The organism is Mycolicibacterium obuense, from assembly GCF_055397605.1.
Genome location: NZ_AP043663.1, coordinates 1,835,608 through 1,856,360, shown reverse-complemented (window position 1 = coordinate 1,856,360; position 20,753 = coordinate 1,835,608). Strand labels below are relative to the sequence as shown.

The 20,753-nt window shown below is 68.2% G+C and carries 20 protein-coding genes; 4 read left to right on the top strand and 16 right to left on the bottom strand.

Features of this window, described 5'->3' with window-relative positions; translation table 11 throughout:
• Positions 1 to 13: 13 nt before the first annotated feature.
• Together yczE and ACZ50N_RS08810 are read right to left on the bottom strand one after the other, a co-directional pair.
• A complete protein-coding gene (gene yczE, locus ACZ50N_RS08815) occupies positions 14 to 637 on the bottom strand; it encodes a membrane protein YczE (RefSeq protein ID WP_236694432.1) in 624 nt (207 codons plus the stop codon).
• Between the two features lie 71 nt (positions 638 to 708).
• Positions 709 to 861, bottom strand: coding sequence for a hypothetical protein (locus tag ACZ50N_RS08810; protein ID WP_157863537.1), 153 nt, complete (start codon positions 859 to 861; stop codon positions 709 to 711).
• 62 nt (positions 862 to 923) lie between these two features.
• Between ACZ50N_RS08810 and yczR the strand changes: the two genes are divergently transcribed.
• The gene (yczR, locus tag ACZ50N_RS08805) at positions 924 to 2,363 is read left to right on the top strand and encodes a MocR-like transcription factor YczR (RefSeq protein WP_464475182.1); all 1,440 of its coding nucleotides are present in this window, start codon (positions 924 to 926) and stop codon (positions 2,361 to 2,363) included.
• On the opposite strand, the gene serB is transcribed toward yczR, so the two are convergent.
• Both serB and ctaD read right to left on the bottom strand, forming a co-directional pair.
• Positions 2,364 to 3,593, bottom strand: coding sequence for a phosphoserine phosphatase SerB (gene serB, locus ACZ50N_RS08800; RefSeq protein ID WP_110797866.1), 1,230 nt, complete (start codon positions 3,591 to 3,593; stop codon positions 2,364 to 2,366). It abuts the gene before it with no gap.
• A 28-nt stretch (positions 3,594 to 3,621) separates the two neighbouring features.
• Positions 3,622 to 5,367, bottom strand: coding sequence for an aa3-type cytochrome oxidase subunit I (ctaD, locus tag ACZ50N_RS08795; protein WP_046363637.1), 1,746 nt, complete (start codon positions 5,365 to 5,367; stop codon positions 3,622 to 3,624).
• A 215-nt stretch (positions 5,368 to 5,582) separates the two neighbouring features.
• Here ctaD and ACZ50N_RS08790 point away from each other — a divergent pair, with 215 nt between their 5' ends.
• The gene (locus tag ACZ50N_RS08790; protein WP_048425399.1) at positions 5,583 to 6,728 is read left to right on the top strand and encodes an iron-siderophore ABC transporter substrate-binding protein; all 1,146 of its coding nucleotides are present in this window, start codon (positions 5,583 to 5,585) and stop codon (positions 6,726 to 6,728) included.
• Here ACZ50N_RS08790 and ACZ50N_RS08785 read toward each other — a convergent pair.
• Genes ACZ50N_RS08785 through ACZ50N_RS08735 form a run of 11 tightly spaced genes read right to left on the bottom strand, consistent with a single transcriptional unit; the run spans position 6,721 to position 18,291 of the window.
• Positions 6,721 to 7,752, bottom strand: coding sequence for an isopenicillin N synthase family dioxygenase (locus ACZ50N_RS08785; RefSeq protein ID WP_048425271.1), 1,032 nt, complete (start codon positions 7,750 to 7,752; stop codon positions 6,721 to 6,723). The genes ACZ50N_RS08790 and ACZ50N_RS08785 overlap by 8 nt on opposite strands.
• Positions 7,753 to 7,772: 20 nt before the next feature.
• A complete protein-coding gene (locus ACZ50N_RS08780; protein WP_464475181.1) occupies positions 7,773 to 8,288 on the bottom strand; it encodes a hypothetical protein in 516 nt (171 codons plus the stop codon).
• Positions 8,285 to 9,304 (bottom strand): allantoicase, encoded by a 1,020-nt coding sequence (alc, locus tag ACZ50N_RS08775; protein WP_464468461.1) that lies wholly within the window; start codon positions 9,302 to 9,304, stop codon positions 8,285 to 8,287. The genes ACZ50N_RS08780 and alc overlap by 4 nt, the downstream gene beginning before the upstream one ends.
• Entirely contained in the window at positions 9,301 to 10,053 is a 753-nt protein-coding gene (locus tag ACZ50N_RS08770; protein ID WP_464475180.1) for an aspartate/glutamate racemase family protein, read from the bottom strand. The genes alc and ACZ50N_RS08770 overlap by 4 nt, the downstream gene beginning before the upstream one ends.
• Positions 10,050 to 11,351 carry an allantoinase AllB gene (allB, locus tag ACZ50N_RS08765; RefSeq protein ID WP_464475179.1) on the bottom strand — a complete coding sequence of 434 codons (1,302 nt, stop codon included), beginning with the start codon at positions 11,349 to 11,351 and terminating at the stop codon, positions 10,050 to 10,052. Before allB ends, ACZ50N_RS08770 begins: the two co-directional genes overlap by 4 nt.
• Positions 11,348 to 12,175 carry an N-acyl homoserine lactonase family protein gene (locus ACZ50N_RS08760; RefSeq protein WP_046363615.1) on the bottom strand — a complete coding sequence of 276 codons (828 nt, stop codon included), beginning with the start codon at positions 12,173 to 12,175 and terminating at the stop codon, positions 11,348 to 11,350. Before ACZ50N_RS08760 ends, allB begins: the two co-directional genes overlap by 4 nt.
• Positions 12,175 to 13,752, bottom strand: a complete 1,578-nt coding sequence (locus tag ACZ50N_RS08755) for an ABC transporter substrate-binding protein (protein WP_046363614.1) — start codon at positions 13,750 to 13,752, stop codon at positions 12,175 to 12,177. Before ACZ50N_RS08755 ends, ACZ50N_RS08760 begins: the two co-directional genes overlap by 1 nt.
• Positions 13,749 to 14,396, bottom strand: a complete 648-nt coding sequence (locus ACZ50N_RS08750) for a cysteine hydrolase family protein (protein ID WP_048425266.1) — start codon at positions 14,394 to 14,396, stop codon at positions 13,749 to 13,751. Before ACZ50N_RS08750 ends, ACZ50N_RS08755 begins: the two co-directional genes overlap by 4 nt.
• Positions 14,397 to 15,401, bottom strand: coding sequence for an ABC transporter permease (locus ACZ50N_RS08745; protein ID WP_464475178.1), 1,005 nt, complete (start codon positions 15,399 to 15,401; stop codon positions 14,397 to 14,399). It abuts the gene before it with no gap.
• On the bottom strand, positions 15,398 to 16,282 hold the full coding sequence (locus tag ACZ50N_RS08740) for an ABC transporter permease (protein ID WP_464475177.1): 885 nt from the start codon (positions 16,280 to 16,282) through the stop codon (positions 15,398 to 15,400). Before ACZ50N_RS08740 ends, ACZ50N_RS08745 begins: the two co-directional genes overlap by 4 nt.
• A complete protein-coding gene (locus ACZ50N_RS08735; protein ID WP_464475176.1) occupies positions 16,282 to 18,291 on the bottom strand; it encodes a dipeptide ABC transporter ATP-binding protein in 2,010 nt (669 codons plus the stop codon). Before ACZ50N_RS08735 ends, ACZ50N_RS08740 begins: the two co-directional genes overlap by 1 nt.
• A gap of 219 nt (positions 18,292 to 18,510) precedes the next feature.
• On the opposite strand from ACZ50N_RS08735, the gene ACZ50N_RS08730 reads away from it, so the two are divergent.
• A complete protein-coding gene (locus ACZ50N_RS08730) occupies positions 18,511 to 19,176 on the top strand; it encodes a TetR/AcrR family transcriptional regulator (protein WP_464475175.1) in 666 nt (221 codons plus the stop codon).
• Positions 19,177 to 19,292: 116 nt separating this feature from the next.
• Complete coding sequence (locus ACZ50N_RS08725) at positions 19,293 to 20,339, top strand: NAD(P)-dependent alcohol dehydrogenase (RefSeq protein WP_048425395.1); 1,047 nt, start codon at positions 19,293 to 19,295, stop codon at positions 20,337 to 20,339.
• Positions 20,340 to 20,345: 6 nt separating this feature from the next.
• Here the strand turns inward: ACZ50N_RS08725 and ACZ50N_RS08720 are convergent, their stop codons facing one another.
• Complete coding sequence (locus ACZ50N_RS08720) at positions 20,346 to 20,672, bottom strand: DUF3349 domain-containing protein (RefSeq protein WP_046363631.1); 327 nt, start codon at positions 20,670 to 20,672, stop codon at positions 20,346 to 20,348.
• Between the last annotated feature and the right edge of the window lie 81 nt (positions 20,673 to 20,753).

The window sequence follows — 20,753 nt, the reverse complement described above, 5'->3', positions numbered from 1 at the left end:
CCGCTCATCGTAGTCAGCCCTCGCGGTGTGACCTGTGAGCGACGCCTGACTCGACGAGTGGGCCCGCCTCGCCCGCGGTGACAGGTCGACGGACCTGCGCCCATCCGCTGACCGCGAGGAGGCGCGGCGGGGTCAGCCGGACGAACAGCTGCACCAGCGGCCCGATCCCGAAGGCGTACGCCAGCGTTCCGATGCCGACGGTGCCGCCGAGGAGCCACCCGAGTGCCAGCACGGTGACCTCGATCGTGGTGCGGACCAGACGAACCGAGCGACCGGTGGCGCCCACCAGTCCCGTCATCAGTCCGTCCCGCGGTCCGGGCCCGAGCCCCGCGCCGATGTAGAGGACCGTGCTCAGTGCGTTGAGGACCACGGCGCCCACCATCAGCGCGGCGCGGGCCGGCAGGGACTGCGGCGCCGTGATGAGGGTCAGCGCACCGTCGACGGTGACGGCGATGACGACGACGTTGGCGACGGTGCCGATTCCGGGTCGGTTGCGCAGCGGGATCCAGGCCAGGAGCACTGCCACCCCGACGACCGCCGAGGCCGTGCCGATCGTCATTCCGGTGCGCAGTGCCAGCCCCTGGTGGAAGACGTCCCAGGGGTCCAGCCCGAGGCCGGCGCGCACCATCATCGCCATGGACGTGCCGTAGCCGGTGAGCCCGGCGAGCAGAACGGCGCCACGCACGGCTCCCCTACCGACTGCGGACCTCACGCGTGGTCGGGGAAGTGCATGCGGATCGCGTCGAGCTCGGTACGCATGCGGCGGGCGTCGGAGTCGCGCTCGTCGAGCGTTCCGCCGACAGACGGGAGGTAGTACAGGTCAGCCAGCCGGAGGGCCAGTCGAGATATCCAGTGCGTCATATCGCCATCATCTGGCTGGACTGGCTTGCTCATCAATAGCCAGTTGGGCAATACTGGCCTCAATGACTGCGTCAATGACTGCCAGATCCCTGGATGTGGATCTGCTGAGCCGGGAACTGGGCAACTGGCGCACGTCCAGTCGCACCGGGCCGGCCTACCACGGCCTGTCCGATGCGATTCGGCTGCTGATCGTGGACGGTCGTATCCCGATCGGGGCGCGACTGCCCAGCGAGCGCGCGCTGGCCGAGGCATTGCACGTCTCCCGCACCACGGTGACCGCGGCGTACACCCAGCTGCGCGAGGACGGGTATCTCAACGCCAGGCAGGGTGCCCGCAGCACGACCGCGCTGCCCGTGTCCCCGTCGGCACCCTCGTTGACCATTCCGACCGCCAACCTGGCCGCCGCGACGCTCGCCGCTCCTGCCGCGGTGGTGTCGCAGGCCTATGCCGACGCGGCAGAGCTGGTCACGCCGCATCTGCGCGACATCGGCATCGAACTGCGTGGAGTGCCGGCACTACGCGAGGCCATCGCCGAAAGATATTGCGCCAGAGGACTTCCCACCGATCCGGACGAGATCATGGTGACCACCGGCGCGCTGCACGCGATCGGCCTGATCCTGGCCACCTACACCCAGCCCGACGATCGCGTGCTCGTCGAACAGCCGACGTATCACGGTGGACTCGCGGCGATGGCCACCCGCGGCGTGCGGCCGGTGCCCGTGGCGATGACATCCACGGGATGGGAGCTCGACGCCGTGGACGCGGCGATCCGGCAGCTGGTGCCGAGCCTGGCCTATCTCATCCCCGACAACCACAACCCCACCGGGTTGACGTTGCCGCCCGCCGGCAGGCGCCGGCTCGCGCAGATCATCGCCGATACCCGCACCCGCACGATCATCGACGAGACCATCACCGACATGTGGCTCGACGAGCAGGTACCACCCCCGTTCGCCGCGTCGCTGACCGCGGGCCGGGATCTGGTGCTGACGGTCGGATCGATGTCGAAGTCGTTCTGGGGTGGGCTACGGATCGGCTGGATCCGCGCGGAGCGAACCACGCTCGCGACCGTGGCGGCGTTGCGACCAGCGGTCGACATGGGTACCCCGGTCTTCGAACAGCTCGCTGCGGCAAGGCTTTTGGCCGCGGAGAGCGACGTGCTGCCGGAACGGCGGGAGATCCTGCGGACCCGGCGGGCGCTGCTGCTCGACCTGATGCGCGAGCATCTGCCCGACTGGCGCCCCGCACCCGGAACGGGCGGGATGTCGCTGTGGGTGCGGTTGCCCGCGCCGATGAGTTCGGCGTTGTCCGCGGCGGCGTCGCGAATGGGTCTGGAGATTCCGCCCGGCCCCCGCTTCGGGGTGGACGGTACGCTCGAGCGGTTCATCCGCGTGCCCTATACGTTGCCCGACGATCAGCTCATCGAATCCATCACGCTGCTGGCTCGGGCCTGGCGAACGGTGACCGGGACGGCACCCGCCGAACCAGCCGCCGTCATCGTGTGATCAGTCCGGGATGTCGACCCGGCGCACCATCCCGTCGAGCGCGTCGGCGGCCTCGATCTCCCCTCGGGTGATGCCGAGGATGAAGAGCACCGTATCGAGGTAGGGGTGGCTCAGCGAGGCGTCCGCGACCTCGCGCAGAGCGGGTTTGGCGTTGAAGGCCACGCCCAGCCCGGCCGCGGTGAGCATGTCGATGTCGTTGGCGCCGTCGCCGACCGCAACCGTCTGCTCCATCGGAACGCCGAACGCAGCGGCGAAGTCCCGCAATGCCTTTGCTTTGCCGGGGCGATCCACCACCGTGCCCGTCACGCGCCCGGTCAGCATGCCGTCGACGATCTCGAGGTGGTTGGCGGCCACGAAATCGAGCATCAGGTCTTCGGCGAGCGGTTCGATGACCTGCCGGAAACCGCCGGAGACGACGCCACAGTGATAGCCGAGCCGCCGTAGCGTGCGCAGCGTCGTCCGGGCACCGGGGGTGAGCTCGATCTGCTCGGCCACCTCGTCGACGACCCGCGCGGGCAACCCGGCCAGTGTCGCGACCCGTTCGCGCAGTGACTCCTCGAAGTCCAGTTCACCGCGCATCGCGGCCTCGGTGATCTGGGCGACCTTGCCCTCGACGCCGGCGCGCGCCGCCAGCATCTCGATCACCTCACCCTGGATCAGCGTGGAATCGACGTCGAAGACGATCAGCCGCTTGGCCCGGCGAGAGAGGCTGTAATCCTCGACCGCGATGTCGACGGCTTGCTCGGCACTGACGGTGGCCAGGACCGTCTGCAGTGACCGGTAGGTACCCGCCGGCACCGACACCCGCATCTCCAGCCCGGTGACGGGATAGTCGGAGACACCACGAATGGTGTCGATGTTGACTCCCAGCGCAGCGGCCTCTCGGGCCACCACACCGAAGGCACCGGCGGTGATGGGTCTGCCCAGCACCACGATGGTGTGGGTGGAGGGCTGACGCAGAACGGGAAGACCGTCACTGCCCTCGATCGTCACGTCGAGTCCGACGTCCCAGATCGCCGACTGCACCTCGTCACGCAACGTGGTGCCACCCGCCACGTCTGCCGGTCCCGCCACCAGGACAGCGAGCGTCAGACGACCGCGGACCACGACCTGCTCGACATTGAGGAGCTCGACGTCATGCGCGGAGAGCACTTCGAAGAGCGCCGACGTGACACCCGGTTTGTCTCGACCGGTGACGGTGATGAGAACCGACACCTTCGACGTGGTCACCACCCCCGCAGAACCCGAGCGCGCGGGATCAGCTGCGCACCTCGACGCCGTCGATCCGCGTCACGTCGCCGTCCTCGGGTCCGTGCGCGCGCCCGACGTGGGCCTCACGCCGCATGCGCTCCACCATGTGGGGGTAGTGCAGCTCGAACGCGGGCCGCTCGGACCGGATGCGGGGCAGCTCGGTGAAGTTGTGCCGCGGCGGCGGGCAGCTGGTGGCCCACTCCAGGGAGTTGCCGTAGCCCCAGGGGTCATCGACCATCACCGGCTCGCCGTAGCGCCAGCTCTTGAAGATGTTCCACAGGAACGGCAGCGTCGACAGGCCGAGAATGAACGCACCGATGGTCGACACGATGTTCAGCGTGGTGAACCCGTCGCTGGGCAGGTAGTCGGCGTAGCGGCGAGGCATGCCCTCGTCACCGAGCCAGTGCTGGACCAGGAACGTGGTGTGGAAGCCGATGAACGTCAGCCAGAAGTGCACCTTGCCCAGCCGCTCGTCGAGCAGTCGGCCCGTCATCTTCGGGAACCAGAAGTAGATGCCGGCGTACGTCGCGAACACGATGGTGCCGAAGAGCACGTAGTGGAAGTGCGCGATCACGAAGTAGCTGTCGGTGACGTGGAAGTCCAGCGGCGGGCTGGCCAGCAGCACACCCGAGAGACCACCGAGCAGGAACGTGACGATGAACCCGACCGAGAACAGCATCGGTGTCTCGAAGGTCAGCTGCCCCTTCCACATGGTGCCGATCCAGTTGAAGAACTTGATGCCCGTGGGGACGGCGATCAGGAACGTCATGAACGAGAAGAACGGGAGCAGCACCGCGCCGGTCGCGTACATGTGGTGCGCCCACACCGCCACCGACAGCGCGGCGATACCGAGCGTGGCGTAGATCAGCGTGGTGTAGCCGAAGATCGGCTTGCGGGAGAACACCGGGAAGATCTCACTGACGATGCCGAAGAACGGCAGCGCGATGATGTACACCTCGGGATGGCCGAAGAACCAGAACAGGTGTTGCCACAGCAGCACACCGCCGTTGGCGGGGTCGTAGACGTGGGCGCCGAGGTGCCGGTCGGCGGCGAGGCCGAACAGAGCCGCGGTCAGCAGCGGGAACGCCAGCAGCACCAGGATCGACGTCACCAGGATGTTCCAGGTGAAGATCGGCATCCGGAACATCGTCATGCCCGGGGCGCGCATGCACACGACCGTGGTGATCATGTTGACGGCACCGAGGATGGTGCCCAGACCGCCGACGGCCAGACCCATGATCCACAGGTCGCCACCCGCGCCGGGCGAGTGGATCGAGTCGGTCAGCGGTGAGTACGCCGTCCAGCCGAAGTCGGCAGCGCCACCCGGGGTGATGAAGCCGGCGATCGCGATCATGGCGCCGAAGAGGAACAGCCAGAACGAGAACGCGTTCAGCCGCGGGAAGGCGACGTCAGGGGCGCCGATCTGCAGCGGCAGCACCAGGTTGGCGAACCCGAACACGATCGGGGTCGCGTAGAACAGCAGCATCACCGTGCCGTGCATGGTGAACAACTGGTTGTACTGCTCGTTGGACAGGAACTGCAGACCCGGCACCGCGAGCTCGGTGCGGATGAACAGCGCCATCAACCCACCGATGAGGAAGAACGCGAAGCACGCGACGCAGTACATGATGCCGATCAGCTTGTGATCGGTGGTCGTGATCAGCTTGTAGATCAGGTTGCCTTTGGGCCCGATGCGCGACGGGAAAGGACGCCGTGCCTCGAGTTCTCCGATTGGGGGCGCTTCGGCTACCAATTGGTCCTCCAACCTTCCTGACGCACCGGGATGGCACAGGCTTGCCGACACGCTTTCCCGGTGAAGTTCGACCGCAATCCTAACCCCCGAACCCGACAGAAGTCGGGGTGGTCCTACAAACTGTCGTAATCACGTCAGCACCTGCCTCGCCGACCCGCGTGACCAGCATCGGGAGCCCCGGCGGAGAGGCCGGTGTTACCGTCTGCGTCGTGTCGATGGCCGTGTCGCTGGCAGCAGCGTGGACCAGCCGTTCCGGCGCTCAGCGCGTGCCCGTGATCGCACTCGGCACCGTACTGGCGGCCCTGCTGTCCGGATGCGGTCAATCGGACCAGGCGACGGGACCCGCGGCCCCTCCGACGTCGATCGTCACCAGCACCACCCGCATCGCGAGCGCAGGCGTCCTGGGCAACGACCGGCGACCGGACGAATCCTGTGCACCGGAGCCCGCACCTCTCGACGACGGTCCGCCCGAGCGGGAGGTGCGCAATGCCACCGGGCACGCCATCACTCCCCCGATCCCCGACACCACGACGGTGGTGGCCGACCCGCAGCGCATCGTCGCGCTCGCCGGCGACCAACTCGACGCGCTGTGCGCGCTAGGCCTGCAGTCCCGCGTCGTCGCTGCCGCGCTGCCCGACGGCTCTCCCGATCAACCGTCCTACCTCGGTACCGCGATCCACGAGCTGCCTGCGGCCGGGAGCCGGACCGATCCGGACCTCGACGCCGTGCGCGGTGCCCGACCCGACCTGATCCTCGGCTCGGTGGGGCTCACCCCCTCCGAGCACCCAGCTCTCGCGCAGATCGCGCCGACGGTGTTCACCGGTCCGCCGGGCACGGCGTGGAAGGACGATCTGCGCGCGGTCGGCGCCGCGACGGGTCGGCTCGAGGCCGCCAACCGGCTTGTCGAGGATTTCGACCGCCAGGCCGACCGGGTGGGCTCCGACAGCGACGCCACCCACTTCCAGGCCTCGGTCGTGCAATTCACCGACACCACCATGCGCATTTTCGGCACCGACAACTTCCCAGGCAGTGTCATCGCCGATGTCGGAGTGGATCGACCTGTCACACAACGCTTCTCGGACAAGCCCTACGTCGAGGTGGGCATCACCGACACCGACCTCGCGGGCTCTCCCGACTTCTCCGCCGCCGACGGCGACATCGTCTACGTCTCGTTCGCCACCGCCGAGGCTCGCGATCGGGCGCCGGCGGTGATGGACAGCGATGCGTGGAAGAAGTTGTCGGCCACCCGCGACAACCGCGTCTACGCGGTCAACAACGAGGTCTGGCAGACCGGCGAGGGCATCGTCGCCGCCCGCGGCATCATGGCCGACCTGCGGCTGGTCAACGCGCCGATCAACTGACCCGGTCGCGATGACGTGACTGCTGACCGAACTGATTGGGTTCGAGCGCTCCGTCGGGCAGAACCAGTTCACCGGATTCGATGCGGCTGCGCAGATACGCGAAGGTCTGCGCGGTCTGCGCGAAGAGATGTTCGCCCGCGCGCAACGCCGGGCGTTGCGCCGCGCCGGCATCGGCGAACTGCGGCAGCGGCGCGACGACGGTGTCGTAGTCGACGTTGAAGAACAGGGGGAAGGAGTAGCGCTCCTCGGCGACGCGCCGGACGCGATGGCTGGTGGCCACGAACACCCCGTTGGTCCACAACTCCAACAGGTCACCGATGTTGACCACGTACGTGCCCTCGATCGGCGGCACGTCGATCCACTCCCCGGCGCCGTTCTGCACTTCCAGCCCCGGCGCTGTTGGTTTGAGCAGCGTGAAGCATTCGTAGTCGGTGTGCGCGCCGATCCCGGGTGCGTCACTGGCCTGCGAATTGAACGGGTAGTGGACCAGGCGTAGCTGACTCGGGGGCTTGGTGGCGTGTTTGGAGAACACGTCCGGGTCCTCCCCGAGCGCCACCGCGAACGCCCGGAGCAGCCGGTGCCCGACGGCCATGATGGCGTCGTAGTAGGCCGTCACCGCGGCCGCGAAGCCGGGTACCGCGGGCCAGGTGTTCGGCCCGAGCATCGGGTTCCCGCTCAGGTGGTCGGGGTCGTCGGCAGGGAGGTCCAGGCCGGTGTCGAATGCCTCCTTGTAGTCGCCGACACCGGTTTCGACACCTTCCTCCCCGATGGGGACGTACCCGCGGTGGCATCGGGACAGACCGATGTAGCTGCGCATCTTCTCCTCGACGGGGAGAGCGAAGAACTCTTTCGTGGCCGCCAGCAGGTGGTCGAACAATGCCTCGTCGATGCCCGATCCGCTGATGTAGAAGAAGCCGATGTCGCGGGCGGCGGCCCCGATCTCCTCCGCGACCCGCTCCTGGTCGGCGATCTCGTCCGAGTACAGACCGCTGATGTCGATGACCGGTATCGACGTGAAGGACATTCCAGCGTTGCCAGCACTGCTCACGGTGTCGTTACTCCTTCTCGTGCGGTGATCGTCCAGCGGACTCCGTCGACGACGATGTGATCGTCGTGGCATCGCCAGTCGCGTGTCTGGTCTGCGTGGATGACCTGGGCGCCTGCGGCGGTCGCCCAGCCGATCAGCTCACCCACGCGGACCAGGACGGCCCTCTGCGGACCGGCCGACAGGAACAGTGCACCTGCGGGTTCGACGGGACCGTCTTCGCGCACCCAGTGTTCGGTGTAGTTCTCGTGGACGCCGGTTTCGACGAGTGTTGTTCCGTCCCAATGCATCCGACCCGCATCGGGGATGTCGGTCGGCTCGGAGTCGACGTCGCGGCGCCAGTGGAACACGTCGTCTGTCGCAGAGAGGACGCCGGCGAAGCCGCGGGTGTCGACATAGCCGGTCGGCCCTTGCAGCCACAGCACGTCGGTGGACGTGTCCGGCGGCCCCTCGGCCGGTATCAGCAGCACGCGCCGCCACAGTCCGATGTGCTCGCCCACCGACACCTCGGTCATCGGGCCTCGTCCCAGCGCGTCCGAAGGCGTTGCATACCTGCTGGTGTCGGTGTGCCGATCGCCCTGATGCGGGCGATCCCGCCGTCCGGATAGGCCTGCACCCGCAGTGCACAGACGTCGTCGACGGCGACGGTGAACCGGTGCCGGGTGTCCGGTGCCAGCGGGGTCCGGTCCAGCACAGCGACGTCGAACGGCACCCTCGCCCAGCCGTTGTGGTCGGGGCGATGGCGACTGCCCAGCACCGACACCTCGAGGGAGGCGTTGAACACGAACCAGGAGGTGTCGATCTCGAGCCGCCGAAGGTCGGCCGGGAACCCGAACGAGATCAGGACGGCGTCGTGGGTCTCGGGTCCGACGTCGCGACGCCTGCGGGTCTCCCAACCGTCCCCCATGGTCCGCGGTCGGTCCGGCCGGATGAGCGCGCAGGCATCGGAATAGAAGCTGTCGCTTGACCATTCGACGCGACCGCCCTGTTCGAGCCCCGAGACTTCGACGCTGACATCGCAGAAGTCTGCCGGATCGGGCAGGACGTCACCGTAGACACGAACGCGGGCCACCCCGCCGTCGGAGGCGAGGCGCAGCCGCACGTGCGTCCACCGTCGGTGGTCGGCCACGGTCAGCATGTTGGGCGAATCCGGTTTCAGCGCAGTCCATTCCGTGAGCGAAACCCAGTTCACGGTAGGTGCGCACGCGTCGTCGGCGACGCCGAGCACGCAGGCGTCCACGCGGCACGCGGTCGGGTGGTTGCCCGAGAAGAACCGGGTGTCGACGTCGACGGCGCGCAGCACGCCCGGCGCGCCGAGGCGGATGATGACCCAGTCGCCCCCGGGCCCGGCGTGGCGACGGGTCTCCCACCCGTCCACCACCTCACCGCGCAGGTCGTAGGTGCCGGGCACGAACGCCGGTTCGGCCGGGTCGACTAGACGTTCTTTGACACCGAACGATTCGTCGCTGGCAGCGACCACACGTCCGCCAAGAATCCGCGAGGCGAGGTCGATCCCGTGCTGCCCGGTCACGAGCCAAGCCCCAGCGCCGCCGACAACGGCCAGTGGCTGCGCGCGTTGGCCGGCCCGGTCGCGTACACGCCGGCTTTACTGGTCGAGAGCCCCAGCCCGACGACCGCCTGGGCCAGCGCGACGGCCGCGGCGACACCGTCGACGGCGGGCACTCCGACGTCCTCGGCGATCGCCGCGGTCACGCCCGCCATGCCCGCACAGCCGAGACAGATCACGTCGGCGCCGTCCTCGGCGACGGCGCGCACCGCCTCGGCGACAATGGCCCGGACCGCGCCCTCGGGGTCGGCGTCCACCTCCGCGGTGCCCAGACCGCAGGCCCGCACGGAGGCGCAGTGCGCGTCCAGACCGGCCAGCAGCAGCCGATCCTGGATCGGCGCGATCGATCTGGCCAACGTCGTGATGACCGAGAACCGGCGCCCGATCAGGTGGGCCACGTGGGCCGCGCACTCGGCGATGTCGAACACCGGGACCGTGAGCATCTCGGCCAGGGCGTCGCGGCCGTGCTCGCCGAATCCTGCGAGTACGACGGCGTCGAAGTCGAACTCCCCCGCCGCCTGCAGGGTCGCGACGATGTCCATCACCGCGACGGCCGACACATAGCTCTCCCCCGCGGAGTCGATGGCGACCGACCCGAACGGCGCACTGCGACAGATGATCTCGGTGTCCGGAGCAGCGGCGGCGACCGCAGACGATGCGATCTCAGCGCCCATCGACGCCGACGTGTTGGGGTTCAGGACGAGCAGTCTCACGCCGCCACCTCGAGCGCCTCGTAGACAGTCCTGCCCTCCACCCACGTTCGATGGACACGACCGCGCAGCACCATCCCGTCGTAGGGGGTCAGTGCGTGCCGGTGCCGCAGGTGCGCTGCTACCACCTGTTCGGTCGCATCGGGATCGAACTCACACAGGTCCGCCCGGGCGCCGACCGCGATGCGACCACGGTCCGTCCATCCCGCCAGCCGCGCCGGGCGCTCCGACATCCACCGGCTCAGCTCAGCCACACCGAAACCCCGTGACGCGGCCTGTGTCCAGACGGCGCGAGGGCTCACCTGCAGTGAGCTGATCCCTCCGAATGCGACACCGAAGTCGCCGGCGCCCTTGAGATCCGGCGCGCAGGGTGAGTGGTCCGAGACCACCATGTCGAGGACTCCGTCGGCCAGGCCCGCCCACAGCGCGTCCCGATCGTCCTCGGACCGGATCGGCGGGCAGGCCGCGAACTGTGTACCGCCGACCGGGACGTCGTCGGTGGTGAACGTCAGATAGTGCGGGCATGTCTCGGCCGTCACGGTCACGCCGTCCGCGCTGGCAGCGGCCAGGACCTGCACCGCCTCGGCGCTCGACACATGGACGATGTGGACGCGGGCTCCGGTGTCGCGCGCCACCTCGACCGCCAGGGCGACCGCGTCGACCTCGGCGGCTGCCGGACGGGACGCCAGGAACGACTGGTAGGACCGTCCCGACGGCGGTGCGCTCCGGGTGAGGACATCGTGATCCTCCGCGTGCACCAGCAACACCGATCCGAGGTCGGCGATCTCGCGGGCGGCGGCGGCGAACTCCTGGGGTGTGAGATGACCGAAGTGGGGGTTGCCGGAGTCGGCGAGGAAACACTTGAAGCCACGCACGCCGGCGTTCGCCAGTGGCTGCAACGCGCCGATGTTCTCCGGGACCACGCCGCCCCAGTATCCGACCGCAACGCGGCACCGACCCTGTGCCACAGCTTTTTTCGCGTCCAACGCGGCGACGGTCGTGGTCACCGGCAACGAATCCAGCGGCATGTCGACCAGCGTCGTGATGCCGCCGCGGGCGGCGGCCTCGGTCGCGCTGGCGAAGCCTTCCCAGTCGGGGCCGGGGTCGCTGACGTGGACATGGCTGTCGACGAACCCCGGCAGCAGCACGGCGCCGGCCGGTACCGTCACCTCGGCGCGGGCGTCGTAGGCAGCGTCGCGGGGCCCGACGTCGACGACGACCCCACGCACGACGGCCACCGCTGCCGGGCGGACGCCGCCGTCGATCAACGCCCGGTCGGCCCGGAGCACCAGATCGATCACCGCGCGAACCGTTCGTGGAAGTGCTGTGTCATCTCCGGCCAGACGTGTGGATCATGGCCGGGGATCAGCGGATAACCCTTCTCCTCGGCCAGTCTCTTGAGCCGTCTGATCGGTTCCACCGTGTCGGCGGGATCGACGTCGATGAAACCCCCGATGGCCAATTCGTGGTCGATGTTCTCGGTCAGGTCGGCCGCGTCGAAGGCGAAGACGTAGCCGCCCCCGCCGACCGACTCGTCCAGTTCGACGACGAAGCTCTGATGACCCGGGGTGTGTCCGTAGGTGGGTACCGCGGTGATCCCGGGGGCGATGTCGGCTTCTCCGTCGGCGAGCTGCCAGTCGATCGACGGGTCATCGAAGTCCACACGGAAGATGGCGTGCCGCTCGGGCTCTGGATGATTGGCCAACCCGTACGCCACTTCACGCCGCTGGGCGTGCACCGGCACCTTGCCGGCGAACAGCTTCAGCCCGCCGGCGTGATCGGTGTGCAGGTGCGACACCGCCACCACCCGGATGTCGTCGACGTCGATTCCGATGTCGGCCAACGACTCCTCGATCGGCTCGCCCGGCCCCGGCAGGATGGGCTGGTACTCGACACTCGGGTAGTAGCGGCGCCGCAGATGGGGATCCCGGATCAGCGCGGTGTTGAAGCCGGTGTCGAGCAGCACCCAGCCGCCGTCGGTCTGCAGCAGCACACCGGGGACCGGTTCCCGCAACCGGATGTCGTCGGGTGCACCGTGCACCGACACCGACTTCGGCAGGTCCTCCCATCCGAGCGTCAGCAGCACGATGCGCCGAACGCCACTGCGGCGCACCAGCGTCGCCATCAGCCGACCGACAACGCAGCCAGGCGCAGCGAGTTGGGATTGGTCACGACGTGCGCCGCTTCGACGCCCTTGAGCCATGGCTGAGCCACCATGAAGTCGTTGACGTCGGCGACGTTGAGCCAGCAGCCCGTCTTCACCGCTTCCTCACCGGCGGTGGAGAAGTCGGCGTCCGCCCCGGTGGGCAGGCCCTTGGCCAGCGCATCGGCGATCCCCGGCGAGGAGCATCCGAAGAAGTTCAGACCGCCGTCGGCATCCCAGGAGATGTGGCCCCAGGTGTAGGGCGACGGTGCGTCGGGCCACCCGAGGTAGGTCATGATCTCCGGCGCCGCCTGCCCGTCACCGCCGATCCAGCCGTAGATCTCCGAGGTCGGGTACGCCTGCACCTTGGCCGTCAGACCGGCTGCGGCCAGCTGGGTCTGGAGCAGATTGCTGATCAGCTGGTTGTCCGGGTTGGACGAGTCGTAGCCGATGGTGACGGCCTTCTGGTCGGCAGGCAGACTCGCCGCGATGCCGGAGAGCACCGACGGATCGTGGGTCACCGACTGCTTGGCGTACTGCGCCTCCATGACGTTCGGCGGGTAGATCTGCTCGGCTTTCTTGCCGCGGCCGAAGTAGGTCTGCTTCACCAGTTCGTCGACGTCGACGGCTTGCATGACGGCGTTGCGGTTCTTCGCGTCGGTCATCATCCCCTTCTTGGGGTTGATGTAGACGAAGTTCGACATCATGGTCGGCAGCGAGTAATTGGCGAACGCCTTGTTGTCGAGGTACGACTGCACCGCCGAGGACGGCAGGTCGTGCAGGATCGCGGCGAGCTGACCGTTGTTGAACTGCAGCTGCTGCGCCGAGACGTCGGTGATGACCGGCATCTCGACCTTTTCGAAGTAGGGCTTGGCGCCCCAATAGTCGGCGAACGCGGTCAGCTCGTACTTCGAGCCGACCTCGGCGGCCGTCAGCGTGTACGGGCCCGTGCCCAGGTCATGATTGGTCAGGTAGCCCTGCGCATTGTCGGCGCCCGCATTCTTCTGCAGCCCTTCGGGACTGAGCATCCTCGGGCCGTACGGACACGCGAGATAGTCGAGGAACGCCGAGTTGGGCGCCTTGAGCGTCACGGTCACGTCGTAGTCGCCCTGCGTCGTGACCGACTCGATGTCGGAGACCATGTACGCCGGCCCCTGGTTGACTGCGGCCCGCCGGTCGAACGAGGCTTTCACCGCGGCAGACGTGAACGGTGTCCCGTCGTGGAACTTCACTCCCTGGCGCAGCGTGAAGGTGTAGACCCGGTTGTCCGGCGACACGGTCCACTTGGTGGCGAGCAGCGGCTCGAATTCGGGCTTCTCGGTACCGCCCTTGTACTGCAGCAGACCTTCGTAGGTGTTCGTGGTCAGCAGCAGACCCTGGCCGGCGTAGTAGATGTCGGGATCCGGCGGCTGGCCGATGTCCTGCAGGAACGACAGGTGCAGCACCTTGTCGGTGGGTGCCGCGTTGGGCGTGCTGCTCCCGGAATCCGAGCCGCCGCAGGCACTCAGGGTCAATACCACCGCAGCCAGGGCGGCGCCGAACCTCAGACGTCGGCTCATCGTGCCGCTCCTTCCAAAACGTTTGTCGCCGCCCCGATCTCGTTGAAGGCGTCGACGATCTCCTCGGTGGTGCGCATCGCACCGGTCTGCAGGTACTCCATCGCGTCGAGCGCGGCGTCGTGCCGGTACTGCGTCGAGCCGCCCACACAGTCGGTCACCACACGCACGTAGAAGTCGCGCTGGTGGGCGTCGGCGAACGTGTAGTGCACGCAGACGTCGGTGAGGCCACCGACGAGGATCAGCGTGTCGGCCTTCAGTCCGGAGAGCACGATCTCGAATTCCGTGCCGATGAACCCGGAGTAGCGCCTCTTGACGATGTGGAATTCGTGGTTGGGCCCGTTGAATTCGGGCAGCAGCGCGGGGTGCAGCGGGGTGCCGGGGCGGCCCTCCACGCAGTGCTCGCCTTCCACACCGTCGAGTTCCCGGCCGAAGTCGATGCCGCTGGGGCGGTGCACCTCCTGGAAGAACACGATGGGGATGCCGGCCGCGCGGGCGGCGTCGATCATGCGTTGGGCGCGGGCGATGCGATCGTCGTAGCCGGGCATGTGTTCGATGCCCACCTCCTCGGCGGGCATACCACCGGCCTCCTGCATGTCGACGACGACGAGCACTGGGTTGCCCACGATCAGTGGCTGTTTCGGCACCTATCCTCCTGTGACTGCGATGCGGGGGTCTGCGGCGGCCTGGAGCAGGTCCACGGCCGTGTTGATGACGACGTAGAGGGCGCCGAGCATGAGCGTGACGCCGGCGATGGCGGGAAAGTCCGCGACGGGGATGCTCTGGGCGATGTACTGGCCGATGCCCGGCCAGCCGAACACCTGCTCGACCACCAGCACACCGGAGAACATCAGTCCGATCTGCAATCCGGTCATCGACAGCGCGGCGCCGACGCAGTTGCGCAGCACATGGCGGGCCATGATCTGGGTCTCCGACAGGCCTTTGGCGCGAGCCGTCCGGGCGTAGTCGCTGTCGATGTCGTCGAGCAGGCTGCTGCGCAGCACACGTCCGATCGCCACGGCGGGGCCGAGCGCGATGACGACGGCCGGCAACAGGAGGTGGTGCAGCGCGTCACCGACGACGTCGAACCGTCCGTGCAGCAGCCCGTCGACCGTCAGCAGACCTGTCGGTCCGTCGGGTACGTCCGCCAGCGCGATACGGCCGTTGGCCGGCACCCATCCGAGCGTCTTGTAGAACACGAGCAGGCCGAGGATGCCCAGCAGGAACATCGGTGCCGAGGCACTGGTGAACAGGACGGCCCGCAACACCTGCGCGCCCGGCCATTTCAGCGTGGTGCTGAATGCGAGCAGGACGGCGAGCACCAGTGCGATGGCCAGACCGTACATGGCCAGTTCCAGCGTGGCCGGGAAGAACGTGCCGAGATCCGACAGGACACCATGTCTGGTCCGATAGGACGTACCGAGGTCACCGGTCGCGGCGCCGGTCAGATAGTGCCAGAACTGCACCAGCACAGGATCGTTGAGGCCCAGCTCCTCCCGGCGCGCCGCCACGGCTGCACCGGAGGCTTGGGCACCCATCTGGGCCTTGACCGGGTCCAGCGGCGAGATGTGCTGCAGCAGGAACATCACCCCGGTCAGCGCGACCAGGATCGCGAACATCGCCGCGACCCGCGTCATCACGAACGTCTTCATGCGCGGTCCTTCATCAGGTTGCGCAGGCAGTCGCCTGCGATGTTGCCCACCAGAGCCAGGACGAGCACGGCCAGGCCGGGCATCACCGGAATCCACCACTGCTGCAGGAAGTAGCTCAGATTGCGCGCGGAGTCGGCACCGAGTTCGGGGGCGGGCGCGGCCTGACCGAGCCCGAGGAAGGACAGTGCCGCCAGCGTCAGGATCAGCGTGCCGATGTCGAGGCTCGCGGCGACCAGACTGTTCGGCAGTGCGCCGGGCAGCAGGTGCCGGATGGCCAGCCGAATCGGGTTGACCCCGGCCAGTTTTGCGGCCTCCACGTGCGGGCGGGCCGCCAGTCGGGCCACCTCTCCGCGGACGAGTCGGGCGTAGAAGGGCCACCACACGATCGACACGGCGATCAGCGTGTGGACGAAGCCCGGCCCGAGCGCGGCGACCACGGCGATCGCCAAGACGGGGGCAGGTAGCGAGAGGAACGCGTCGGTGATGCGCATGAGCACGGTGTCGAGCCACCCACCGGTCGCGCCGGCGATCAGGCCGATCAGCCCGCCGATGAACAATCCGACGGCGACGACGACCAGGGCGGCGAACCAGCTGGAGCGAGCGCCGTAGAGCACCCGCGACAGGATGTCGCGGCCGATGCTGTCGGTGCCCAGCAGGAACCCGTTGCTGCCCGGCGCCTGCAGCGGCATGCTGACCGGCAGCAAGGGGTCGTGCGGCGCCAGCACCGGCACCGCGAGCGCCACCGCGGTGACGACGAAGATCGACGCGAACCCGATCCAGTTCACCAGCGGCAGCGTCGCCGCGGGCATGCGCACGAGGCGCAGTGAACCGCGCTGCCGCCGCGAACCGACGGTCGTCACACCTGGCACCGCCATGGCCATCAGTGGGCCCGCCTTTCGATACAGGCGACGCGGTGCGCGCTGCCGGGACGGCCTTCGAGCCGGACGTCGAGACCGGGGTCACCGCACGCGTCGATCGCGATCGGGCAACGCGGATGGAACGCACAGCCATCCGGCGGCGCCAGGGGGCTCGCCGGTTCGCCTGACAGAGAACGCAATTCGCGGCCGAGATCAGGTATCGAAGCGACCAGCGCCTGGGTGTAGGGATGGGCCGGACGGCTGATCACCTCGTCGGCGTGGCCGACCTCGACGATGCGGCCCAGGTACATCACCGCGATACGGTCGGCGACCACGCGCGCCACCGCGAGATCGTGGGTGACGAACAGCACCGACATGTTCAACGAGCGGCGCAGGTCGCCGATCAGATTGAGCACCGACGCGGCGAGCGAGACATCCAGTGCGCTGGTCGGCTCGTCGCACAGCAGCACCGAGGGCGGGATCACGGTGGCCCTTGCGAGCGCGACGCGCTGGCGCTGACCGCCCGAGAGTTGACCGGCACGGGCGGTGGCGATGTCCGCGGGCAGTCCGACGCGCTCGAGAACCTCGGCCACCGCGGCGCGACGCTGGGCGCGCGAGCCCTTCCTGACCCGTTCACCGATGATCTCGCCGACCGACAGCCACGGCGTCAGCGATGCGCCTGCGTCCTGGAACACCATCTGCGGACGCTGACCGTCCGCCAGCGCCACCGTGCCCGACGTCGCCTTCTCCAGGCCCGCGATGACCCGCAGCAGGGTGGACTTCCCGGACCCGCTCTCCCCCACCAGCGCCACCGACTCGCCCTGCGCCACCCGCAGTGACACGCCGCGCAACGCCTGGAGCTTGCCCGCACCGGCGGTGCGGTCGAGCCACCGGCGCGCCACGGTGAACGTCTTCGTCACGTCGCGCAGGTCGACAGCGCTCGGGCCGTCCTCCTGAATCGTCACCTCGGACCGGGTGGGTTCGTCGTCGGGTTCGACCGTCGTTCTGTACTCGTCGGTGACCTGGTCGGGGGTTCGCACACAGGCGCTGACCCGGCCGGGTCCGACCGCGACGGGATCCGGTGGGGTCTGCTCGCATTCGGGCGCGGCGAGTGCGCATCGGGGGACGAATGCGCAGCCGGGAAGCGGGTCGGCCGCGCTGGGCACCGAGCCCCCCAGCGCGGCGAGCCTGCGGTCTCGCTCTGTCTGCAGCGTCAGCCGCGAGCCGAGCAGACCGGCCGTGTAGGGATGCGCCGGCGTGTCGAGAACCTCTGCGGTGGGCCCGATCTCGGCGATGCGGCCGGCGTAGAGCACCGCGATGCGGTCGGCGATCTGTGCGGCGACCCCGAGATCGTGGGTGATGAGCACGATGCTGCACCCGATCTCATCGCGCAGCCGCTGCAGAAGAGCCAGCACCTGTGCCTGCACGGTGACGTCGAGGGCCGTCGTGGGCTCGTCGGCGATGACGAGCTCAGGGTTGCCCGCGATCGCGATCGCGATCATCACGCGCTGCCGTAGACCGCCCGACAGTTGATGCGGGTAGGCGCGCATCCGGGACTGCGGGTCGGGGATACCGACCGCGGTGAGCAGGCGAAGCGCCTCGGCGGAGCTGCCGGCGACCTCTTCGACCTGCTTGCCGATCCGCATCGTCGGGTTCAACGAGGTCATCGGGTCTTGGAACACCGCGCCGAGGTCGAGCCGACGCACCTTGCGCAGATTCCTGGGGTCGAACCCGGGCATCCCGGGCAGCATGTCCGATTCGGCGACACGGACCCGGCCCTGGACTCGCGCACCGTCGGCGAGCAGCCCGAGCATGCTGAAGCCGAGCACACTCTTGCCCGATCCCGATTCGCCTACCAGACCGAGGATTTCGCCCGGCGCGATCGCCAGCGAGACGCCCCGCAGGGCGTGCACGTCGCGCCCTCTTCTGGTGAAGGTGACATGGAGGTCGGCGACCGTGGCCACCGGGGCGCCGGTCGCCGACGCGTCCGGGACCGCTGCCGTGTCGGCGACGGTGGATGCGGTGCTGCCCACGTGGACGCTCCTGGAAGGTGATGGGTCTCGGGGTCGGCGGCAGCGCGTCGATGCGCAGCCGGCCTGTCAATCGACAGTTTTCTCGGCGTGGGCGCCCGATGGGTGTCGCTGGAGTAACCAATTGACGGCCGAGGTAACCGATGGGTGTCCCGTGTTTCTATCGTGTGACAGATATGGACGGTGGTACCGAATCGGCTCGGGCTGAGCCACGATGAAGTCATGCCGCTGACCCGCGCCGGACGACCCCGGCTGCAGTCCCAGCGCCGCCCTGGCGTCACCGCTCGCGACGAAATCCTCGATGCCGCAGGCGAACTGTTCACCACCCAGGGTTACGCCGCGACGTCGACGCGCCACATCGCCGAATCCGTCGGCATCCGGCAGGCGTCGCTGTACCACTACTTCAAGACCAAAGACGACATCCTGTGCGCGCTGTTGAGCCAAACGGTCTCCCCCACCCTGTCGATCATTCCGGTCCTGCGTGACGCGGAACCGGTGATGACCGAGGCTCAGCAGCTGCACGCCCTGGCGGTCTTCGACGGCAGACAGCTGCTCAGCGGTCGGTGGAATCTCGGCGCCCTCTACCTCCTGCCGGAACTGCGCGACGCGCGGCTCGAACCCTTCTACTCCGAGCGCGAACGGTTGCGCCGCCACTACCTGGAGCTGAGCGCGCGCATCCTGGCCGGCACGGGGATCGATCCGGCGGCCGCCGATCTACCGTTTCGACTCGTCGAATCCCTGGTGAATGTGTGGTCCACACCCGAAGGGATGGCGCGCCAGCGGCTGCCCAGCCACGTCGCCGACGCCTGCCTGAGAGTGCTCGGCATCGCCGACCCGGCAGCGCTGCACGACCGCACGCAGGAGGCGCTCACCGCGGCCAACCGGTGACGATTCTCACCACGAGGTATGCGCATGGATGAATACGGGGCATCCTCGACGTTGGACTGCTCGGCCCGCCGCGGCGGGCCGGAAAAAACGCTGTGAAGACGAAAGAGGATGAGACTTTGACCACCGTATCGGCATATGCCGCCACCTCGGCCACCGAGCCGCTCACCAAGACCACGATCACCCGCCGCGACGTCGGCCCGCACGACGTCGCCTTCGACATTCATTTCGCCGGGATCTGCCACTCGGACATCCACACGGTGAAGGCCGAATGGGGTCAGCCCAACTATCCCGTCGTCCCGGGACACGAGATCGCCGGTGTCGTCACCGAGGTCGGCTCCGAGGTCACCAAGTACAAGGTCGGCGATCACGTCGGCGTCGGCTGTTTCGTCGATTCCTGTCGCGAGTGCGACAACTGCAAGGAAGGCCTGCAGCAGTACTGCACGGGCACCGGCATGGTCGGCACCTACAACGCCGTCGGTCGCGACGGTGAACCCACCCAGGGCGGCTACAGCGGCGCGATCGTCGTCGACGAGAACTACGTCCTTCGTATCCCCGACTCCATTCCGCTGGACAAGGCGGCACCGCTGCTGTGCGCGGGCATCACGCTGTTCAGCCCCCTGCGCCACTGGGAGGCCGGCCCCGGCAAGAGCGTCGCGATCATCGGCCTCGGCGGCCTGGGCCACATGGGCGTGAAGCTCGCCAAGGCGATGGGCGCCCACGTCACCGTGCTGAGCCAGTCACTGAAGAAGATGGAAGACGGTCTGCGCCTCGGCGCGGACGAGTACTACGCGACCAGCGACAACGACACCTTCAAGGCGCTGCGAGGCAAGTTCGACCTGATCCTCAACACCGTGTCGGCGAATCTGGACCTGGGCGCGTATCTCGGCCTGCTCAAGCGCGACGGCACATTGGTCGAACTCGGAATGCCCGAGCGGCCTATGGAGGTTCCGCCGTTCCCGCTCGCCGGAATGCGCCGCAGCCTGTCCGGCTCCATGATCGGCGGCATCCCCGAGACCCAGGAGATGCTCGACTTCTGCGCTGAGCACGACGTCACCCCGGAGATCGAGGTGGTCCAGCCCGAGTACGTCAACGAGGCGTACGAGCGGGTGCTGGCCAGCGACGTCCGCTATCGCTTCGTCATCGACACGTCGACCCTGAGGTAAATCCCGTCAGTCCGGCCGCTCGTCGAGGTTCACCCCGGCGAGCGGCCAACCGGCTGCCGCCAGGCGCGCCGCGACGCGCGCGACGTTCTCCGGCCCCGCGTCGTGGTGGGTGACTTCCGAGATGAACTCGGCGATGTGGTCGCGGTCGAGCACCGCATCAGTCCGCGCTCCGTGGGCCGTGATCAGCGCGATGACCTCCGTGATCTGTTCTTCGGTCAGTGGAGTGGCACGCAGCAATGCCAGCAGTGGCACGCGATCGGGTCCGGGCACCCCGTCGGGGTAGCCCGCGCGTAGCCAGGTGAGGATCGACTGCAGCAACGACGTGGTGGTCACCCCTTCAGTCTGAATCGTCGCGTTCTGCGGCGCCACGTCCGAAGGTCCCCGCTTCTCGTGGTCGCGCGAAGACTCTGGTTC

Excerpts from the sequence above, each read along its gene's own strand:
- yczE (WP_236694432.1), bottom strand. The coding sequence starts at position 637 with ATGGCGATGATGGTGCGCGCCGGCCTCGGGCTGGACCCCTGGGACGTC.
- ACZ50N_RS08810 (WP_157863537.1), bottom strand. The coding sequence starts at position 861 with ATGACGCACTGGATATCTCGACTGGCCCTCCGGCTGGCTGACCTGTAC.
- yczR (WP_464475182.1), top strand. The coding sequence starts at position 924 with ATGACTGCGTCAATGACTGCCAGATCCCTGGATGTGGATCTGCTGAGC.
- ACZ50N_RS08790 (WP_048425399.1), top strand. The coding sequence starts at position 5,583 with ATGGCCGTGTCGCTGGCAGCAGCGTGGACCAGCCGTTCCGGCGCTCAG.
- ACZ50N_RS08785 (WP_048425271.1), bottom strand. The coding sequence starts at position 7,752 with ATGTCCTTCACGTCGATACCGGTCATCGACATCAGCGGTCTGTACTCG.
- ACZ50N_RS08780 (WP_464475181.1), bottom strand. The coding sequence starts at position 8,288 with ATGACCGAGGTGTCGGTGGGCGAGCACATCGGACTGTGGCGGCGCGTG.
- ACZ50N_RS08760 (WP_046363615.1), bottom strand. The coding sequence starts at position 12,175 with ATGGCGACGCTGGTGCGCCGCAGTGGCGTTCGGCGCATCGTGCTGCTG.
- ACZ50N_RS08755 (WP_046363614.1), bottom strand. The coding sequence starts at position 13,752 with ATGAGCCGACGTCTGAGGTTCGGCGCCGCCCTGGCTGCGGTGGTATTG.
- ACZ50N_RS08745 (WP_464475178.1), bottom strand. The coding sequence starts at position 15,401 with ATGAAGACGTTCGTGATGACGCGGGTCGCGGCGATGTTCGCGATCCTG.
- ACZ50N_RS08740 (WP_464475177.1), bottom strand. The coding sequence starts at position 16,282 with ATGGCCATGGCGGTGCCAGGTGTGACGACCGTCGGTTCGCGGCGGCAG.
- ACZ50N_RS08730 (WP_464475175.1), top strand. The coding sequence starts at position 18,511 with ATGCCGCTGACCCGCGCCGGACGACCCCGGCTGCAGTCCCAGCGCCGC.